Here is a 3,043-nt window from a genome sequence, read left to right on the forward strand (position 1 = left end):
GCTTGTAAGCATCCGGTTTCAGGTACTGTTTCACTCCCCTCATCGGGGTGCTTTTCACCTTTCCCTCACGGTACTAGTTCGCTATCGGTCATGTACGAGTATTTAGGCTTGGAGGGTGGTCCCCCCATGTTCAGACAGGATTTCACGTGTCCCGCCCTACTCGAGGCTTCATTCATCGTTTTTGCATACGGGGCTGTCACCCGCTGTGGCCACTCTTTCCAAAGTGTTCTGCTAACTGAAAATGAAGCACTGGCCTGGTCCGCGTTCGCTCGCCACTACTAACGGAATCTCGGTTGATGTCTTTTCCTCCGGGTACTTAGATGTTTCAGTTCCCCGGGTTCGCTTCACCAAAGCTATATATTCGCTAAGGTGATACCTTATCCACCTCACTCAATCATCGGTTACCCGATGGTCGAGAGAAATGGTGAAGGTGGGTTTCCCCATTCGGAAATCGCCGGATCAAAGTTTGCTCACAACTCCCCGACGCTTATCGCAGCGTGCCACGTCCTTCATCGCCTGTACATGCCAAGGCATCCACCAGATGCTCTTACCTCACGCTTGAGAATCCACACCATCAATGACAGTCCTGCATAAAGACTGCATTGTTCCAGGTGCGGACGATTTATCTCAGCCAGATAATAATCTGTTTGTAACGCATGGTTTGATTTTCCCAACGTCTGGAAAAATCCATGCGCCACGGCATCGATTAAAAAACCCATTCACAATGTCAAAGATCAGCGGGCAGATCCCGCGTTCAGGCCAAGGCCTGAATAGTGTTTCGCTTCATCGCTGGAGTATCGTTCGTGTGTACGGCTGGTGGAGCCTATCGGGATCGAACCGATGACCTGATGCTTGCAAAGCAACCGCTCTCCCAGCTGAGCTAAGGCCCCGTAACCTGCTTGCCTCAAGCGCCGGCGCCGACATGCGTCGGCTTGGCTATCCTCGCATAAGCTCGGACGGCCGGTCGGCCTTGCGAACCCTGGCGGGTTCGATGACTAAACCGTCTGACACGTGGTGGGCCTGAGTGGATTCGAACCACTGACCTCACCCTTATCAGGGGTGCGCTCTAACCAACTGAGCTACAGGCCCACGTGCCTGCCTGCGCTGACCCTGTGGGCCGCGGGCGGCGTGAGCCAGCTCAGGCGTACAGCGTTCCTGGTGGAACGCTATCTCCAGTGATGAAGGGACATGAGGACGACGGCATGTTCTTTGAAAAGGAGCGAAGCTCTTCTCTCGTCTAGCAAGAGCGCTTTCGTTCCGATCCTTAGAAAGGAGGTGATCCAGCCGCAGGTTCCCCTACGGCTACCTTGTTACGACTTCACCCCAGTCGCTGATCCCACCGTGGTCTGCTGCCTCCTTGCGGTTAGCGCACAGCCTTCGGGTGAAACCAACTCCCATGGTGTGACGGGCGGTGTGTACAAGGCCTGGGAACGTATTCACCGCGGCATGCTGATCCGCGATTACTAGCGATTCCGCCTTCATGCTCTCGAGTTGCAGAGAACAATCCGAACTGAGACGGCTTTTGGAGATTAGCTTGTGCTCGCGCACTTGCTGCCCACTGTCACCGCCATTGTAGCACGTGTGTAGCCCAGCGTGTAAGGGCCATGAGGACTTGACGTCATCCCCACCTTCCTCCGGCTTATCACCGGCAGTTTCCTTAGAGTGCCCAACTAAATGCTGGCAACTAAGGATGAGGGTTGCGCTCGTTGCGGGACTTAACCCAACATCTCACGACACGAGCTGACGACAGCCATGCAGCACCTGTCTCTCATCCAGCCGAACTGAAGGAAATGATCTCTCAAATCCGCGATGAGGATGTCAAACGCTGGTAAGGTTCTGCGCGTTGCTTCGAATTAAACCACATGCTCCACCGCTTGTGCAGGCCCCCGTCAATTCCTTTGAGTTTTAATCTTGCGACCGTACTCCCCAGGCGGATAACTTAATGCGTTAGCTGCGCCACCCAAATTCCAAGAACCCGGACAGCTAGTTATCATCGTTTACGGTGTGGACTACCAGGGTATCTAATCCTGTTTGCTCCCCACACTTTCGCACCTCAGCGTCAATACTTGTCCAGTCAGTCGCCTTCGCCACTGGTGTTCTTCCGAATATCTACGAATTTCACCTCTACACTCGGAATTCCACTGACCTCTCCAAGATTCTAGTCACCTAGTTTCAAAGGCAGTTCCGGGGTTGAGCCCCGGGCTTTCACCTCTGACTTGAGTAACCGCCTACGCGCGCTTTACGCCCAGTAATTCCGAACAACGCTAGCTCCCTCCGTATTACCGCGGCTGCTGGCACGGAGTTAGCCGGAGCTTATTCTCCAGGTACTGTCATTATCATCCCTGGTAAAAGAGCTTTACAACCCTAAGGCCTTCATCACTCACGCGGCATTGCTGGATCAGGGTTTCCCCCATTGTCCAATATTCCCCACTGCTGCCTCCCGTAGGAGTCTGGGCCGTGTCTCAGTCCCAGTGTGGCTGATCATCCTCTCAGACCAGCTAAGGATCGTCGGCTTGGTAGGCCATTACCCCACCAACTACCTAATCCTGCGCGGGCTCATCCTTGGGCGATAAATCTTTGGACCGAAGTCATCATCCGGTATTAGCACAAATTTCTCTGTGTTATTCCGAACCCAAGGGCAGATTCCCACGTGTTACGCACCCGTGCGCCACTAGACCCGAAGGTCTCGTTCGACTTGCATGTGTTAGGCATGCCGCCAGCGTTCGTTCTGAGCCAGGATCAAACTCTCAAGTTTGTGAAACAATATTCACGGCACAAAGCCTAAGCCTTGCCAGCCGCAAACATCGAAACCTTCGGGAGCCGATACCTGCACTTGTCAAACGTATGGAAACGAAGGACATATTAGGCATCGGCTTGATTTAAACTGCGTCACAGAGCCCGAAGCTCCCAAGACGCAGGCGCCGTCGCCCACATGTCCCTTCATCTAAAAACCAACAATGTCAAAGATCCAACCACAACCTCAGCCCCCGAGACGGAAACTGGCGGACAACCATCGTTCCCCGTCTCCTAAGACCCGGGGGAC

Annotated in this window: 2 tRNA genes and 2 rRNA genes (1 of these 4 only partly in view); all 4 read right to left on the bottom strand. The window is 53.9% G+C overall.

The features are described 5' to 3' along the window. Positions 1-561 (bottom strand): 23S ribosomal RNA (locus MTR62_RS19590); it reaches 2,230 nt to the left of the window's first position. A 253-nt stretch (positions 562-814) separates the two neighbouring features. After that, positions 815-890: transfer RNA gene (locus tag MTR62_RS19595), tRNA-Ala, on the bottom strand. Positions 891-1,012: 122 nt separating this feature from the next. After that, positions 1,013-1,089: transfer RNA gene (locus MTR62_RS19600), tRNA-Ile, on the bottom strand. 179 nt (positions 1,090-1,268) lie between these two features. Continuing rightward, a 16S ribosomal RNA gene (locus tag MTR62_RS19605) occupies positions 1,269-2,755 on the bottom strand. Together the 16S and 23S rRNA genes with 2 tRNA genes alongside form the textbook arrangement of a ribosomal RNA operon. Between the last annotated feature and the right edge of the window lie 288 nt (positions 2,756-3,043).

It is taken from the genome of Novosphingobium organovorum (genome assembly GCF_022832435.1).
In the GTDB taxonomy this organism is placed as follows: Bacteria; Pseudomonadota; Alphaproteobacteria; order Sphingomonadales; family Sphingomonadaceae; genus Novosphingobium; species Novosphingobium organovorum.